Consider the following 4,207-nt stretch of genomic DNA (forward strand, 5'->3'; position numbering starts at 1 on the left):
GGGCAAAGTGTAGAAGTGAAGTACTTGGAGCAGGGAACGGAGAAAGAACTGCATCCGGCAACTACGGAGCAAGGCGTAACCGGCCAGACCTTGGAGCTGACAGCGAAGGATATCCCGGGCTACACCCCGGTGGAACCAAGCTACAGCTACAAGCTGGGAACAACAAATGCGCCGCATGTGTTCTACTACACAGCGAATCCAGTTGTGACAGTTACCGTTGCTGTGTATCACTTGGATCTCGAGACAGGGGAAGAAATTGCTGCTCCAAGTGTCTTAGATGGAATTGGCGGCGGGACTTTGGAGTTTATTCCTCAGCCGATTTCAGCAACAGATGGGACCTACACTTATTATGCACAGGAGCCTGTTTACAATTTCGAACTGACTTTTGAACCGGAGCAAAGATTCGATGTCTACTATGTAAAAGGAGACCCGGTTAATGCTGTGACACTTACAGTCATTTATCTGGACGAAACAACCGGAGCTGAGTTAGGAAGAGATGACTTTATCAGAAGTGCCGGAACATCGGTAGCAGTAACAGCCAAGGATTTTACGGGCTATACCCCGAGAAAGTCCAGTGATGTGATTAACCTTACCGATGAGCCATCGCAAACCTACACCTTCTACTACACGAAGAATGCTCCTGCCCAGAAGACGCTGACGATCAAGTACCTTCTGAGCGGCACGACTACTCAATTGGCCAACCCGACGACAGACAGCGGAACGTCAGGCGAGACGAAGACCTATTCAGCGATTGGCATTTCGGGCTACACCCCGATTCAATCGACTAAGGAATATACGTTCAGTGATGCGGACGGTCAGGAATTGATTTTCTACTACACTAGAAATTCAAGCTCTGGACCATCCAATCCATCACCATCACCGTCATCGTCACCATCGTCTAGCGTAACACCGCTGCCGGCTGTGCCGCCATTGCCGCCGTTGCCAGCTGTACCGCCAGTACTTGATAGAGAGAACCATTATGACTACATCAACGGGTATCCTGACGGCTCCGTCAAGCCGCTCAATAATATCACCCGTGAAGAAGTTACGGCGATCTTCTACCGCCTGATGAATGATGAGAGCAGATCCGCATACCTGACGACAACCAATTCGTTCTCGGATGTGGGAGCAACCCGTTGGTCCAATAAGCACATTTCCACCATGGAAAATGCAGGTATCATCACAGGATATCTCGATGGCACCTTCAAGCCGGGACAATACATCACCAGATCCGAGTTCGCGGCAATCGCTTCCCGATTCGACCAGCTCGATGAGCGGGTGAACGATATGTTCAGCGACATTACCGGACACTGGGCAGAAAAATACATTGTCTCAGCTGCTAACAAGGGCTGGATCAAAGGATATGTGGATGGCACCTTCAAGCCGGATCAATATATCACCCGTGCTGAAGCTGCTGCATTCATCAACGGCGTATTGAACAGAAAAGTAAATCATGAAGGTATTCATGAGGATGCAAAAGAATGGCCGGATAATATCGTAGGCAAGTGGTACTATTACGATATTCTGGAAGCCACTAACCATCATGAATACACCAGAGAAGAGGATTCAGACACTGAGGTTTGGGAAGAAGTGCTTCCAAACCGGGTCTATCCTTAAACTCAGTGAGAAATAAAATTCAGGCTCTCTTCCCACAGAAGAGAGCCTGAATCTTTTTTATAGGTTAGAGAACAGCTTGTCCAGAAAGTCGTAGGTTAAAGGCATGTCCTCTTTCAGTTCTTTGCGTGTCTCTTCACTGTAAAAATAGAGAGTGGCCGTCTCTGCGAAATATTCAGTCGAGTATACCGATACATAACCGTCATTCTTGTAGTTCACATCAGCTTCTTTCTTCCAGACGTTCAGAAAAGCAGCGGAAGAACTAACATTGTTCAGCACAAGCCGGTCGATCGCGTGGAAGGTCTCATGAAGCTCAAGGTTTTGACCATTATGTCCCTTGCCTTTATTGCTGTAACCAATTCTGGCAATCACAACATTTGAGCTTACACCGGGAACATCGTCCCAGGTTAGACCTGTATTTTCCCAGCCTCTTGGAGTCACGCCTTTGTATTGGGCGAACTCGGGCTCATCCGTAATTTTGCCGTTAACGAGTTTGATCTTGACGCTGTTCTCCTTCAACCCTTGCAGAAGGGAGGCTGGAATAGCTGATAATCTGCTGACCATTTTGTCTGCAGAAGCCTTATTGTAATCAGACTTCGGAAGCACAACGATTTGGCTAAGGAGCTCATCGGAAGAGAGCTTGGCCGAAGTTTCGGCGGATACCGGAATCACTGCTAGATTTATAGATAGGATCAGGGCAATAGTCAAAGTTAGTATTCGCTTCATGTTTCTTCCTCCCAAGGAATCTCTCATCCGAGCTAGGAAGAAACGAAATAGCACTATTTACGTTGCTTCCATATCGGTAACTGGCTGGCATTGCGGATGAACCGCTGTAGCCCCTGTAGCTTTGCGTCGCCATCTTTCGATGGATTTGCCTTTATCAATATGAAAATATGAAGTTGTTCTAAGAAAACAAAAAACCTTCTTACCGAATAAGAAGGTTAGCAAGCATAGTTACATGCTTCATTCTTTATCGGTAGCTGGCTGGTTTAGCGATGAATCGCCTTAACCCCTGTAGCTTTGCGTCCCTAGCTTTCGATAGGTTTGCCTTTGTCAATCAAGAACTATGAAGTTAATTGTTGAAATCTACCAAACTATCTATCCATAGAATAAGTCTAATAGACTATATAGTCAAGACTTCTTTTAAATAATCACAAGGAGAATTAGAGGTTTTGTCGAACTATGTCGATGGAACCATGAAACAAGGTGAAGCTGCGATATTCTTCTACCATTTAATAAGAGATTCATAGGAAAAATATCATAGTTTCACTAAGGAGAAGATATCACATTTGTCCATCTAAGTGTTTACATTATTAACGTTACTCTTTTGGGGCAGCATAGTAGAATGAGATTGAAAAGTGAAGTTCCAAAACTGTCCAGGAGGGTACAAAGAATGCCTATTTTTTATAATGAAGAACAGGGGATTTTTCATCTGCAATCCCAAAACTCCAGCTATATCATTCAACTCATTCACGGCTATGCCGCGCAAGTCTATTATGGGCCGAAGCTGCGGGAGGATGCCAATCTGACAGGAATGCTCACGCGGGTTGAACGCAGTTCGTTCTGCCCGAATCCGGTGAGAGAAGATAAGACATTGTCGCTGGATACATTGCCTCAGGAATATCCTCAATATGGAACCAGCGATTTCAGAAGTCCTGCCTATCAGGTGAAATTAAGGGATGGCAGCAGAATTACGGAGTTGAAATATCATTCCCACTCCATCGTACCGGGTAAGCCAGGGCTGGAGGGACTCCCAGCAGTTTATACGGAGCAAGATCAAGAGGCGGATACATTGCTGTTGGTGCTTGCAGATCCGCTAACGGGACTTGCGGCCGAATTGAGCTATACCGTATTTAATGACTTTAATGCGATAACCCGATCCGTCAAGCTTCGCAATGATGGGCAGGAGACAGTAGAGCTCGAACGAGTGCTGAGCGCTTCTGTAGACTTTCCTGATGCCGACTTTGACGCTTTGTACTTGTCCGGGGCCTGGGCGCGTGAGCGTCATATCCAGCGGCGGAGACTGGCACCGGGGATGACCGGGATTGGCAGCCGCAGAGGCTCCAGCTCGCATCAGCACAATCCGTTCATGGCTTTGCTGCGTCCCGAGGCAAATGAGCGCCAAGGAGAGGTGTACGGCTTCAGCCTAGTGTACAGCGGCAACTTTATCGCGGAGGCAGAGGTGGATCAGTTCGGAACAACTCGAATGCAGATCGGCCTGCAGCCCTTTGATTTTGCCTGGAATCTTGGGCCAAGCGAAGTCTTTCAAGCTCCGGAAGTTGTGATGGTCTATTCAAGCGAGGGGCTGGGCGGCATGTCCAGGACCTAATCACCGGCTATACCGTACCCGTTTGTGTCGTCGGTCGCACATCGGGACCGCGAGCGTCCGATTCTTGTGAACAACTGGGAAGCCACGTATTTTAACTTCAATGCAGATAAAATAGAATCCATAGCGCTGGCCGGCCGTGAACTGGGCATAGAACTCTTCGTACTGGATGATGGCTGGTTTGGCCACAGAGACAGCGACAATTCATCGCTGGGGGATTGGGTCGAGGATCGGCGGAAGCTCCCTCGCGGACTGAAGGACCTGGCT

The 4,207-nt window shown here is 47.8% G+C and carries 2 protein-coding genes, 1 pseudogene and 2 riboswitches; of the genes and pseudogenes, 2 read left to right on the plus strand and 1 reads right to left on the minus strand.

Going from position 1 to position 4,207, the window contains the following annotated elements; genetic code table 11:
* A partial coding sequence (locus TX85_RS06390) for an S-layer homology domain-containing protein (RefSeq protein ID WP_187375131.1) occupies nucleotides 1-1,617 on the plus strand: 1,617 nt, incomplete at its 5' end.
* Nucleotides 1,618-1,674: 57 nt separating this feature from the next.
* Here TX85_RS06390 and TX85_RS06395 read toward each other — a convergent pair.
* Nucleotides 1,675-2,340 (minus strand): anthrax toxin lethal factor-related metalloendopeptidase, encoded by a 666-nt coding sequence (locus tag TX85_RS06395; RefSeq protein ID WP_044478267.1) that lies wholly within the window; start codon nucleotides 2,338-2,340, stop codon nucleotides 1,675-1,677.
* Between the two features lie 72 nt (nucleotides 2,341-2,412).
* A riboswitch (cyclic di-GMP riboswitch) is annotated at nucleotides 2,413-2,500 on the minus strand.
* Nucleotides 2,501-2,586: 86 nt separating this feature from the next.
* Nucleotides 2,587-2,673, minus strand: a riboswitch (cyclic di-GMP riboswitch).
* A 334-nt stretch (nucleotides 2,674-3,007) separates the two neighbouring features.
* Between TX85_RS06395 and TX85_RS27360 the strand changes: the two are divergent.
* A pseudogene (locus tag TX85_RS27360) lies at nucleotides 3,008-4,207 on the plus strand (glycoside hydrolase family 36 N-terminal domain-containing protein); the annotation flags it as partial.

This window comes from Paenibacillus antibioticophila (assembly GCF_000455265.1).
GTDB classification, from domain to species: domain Bacteria; phylum Bacillota; class Bacilli; order Paenibacillales; family Paenibacillaceae; genus Fontibacillus; species Fontibacillus antibioticophila.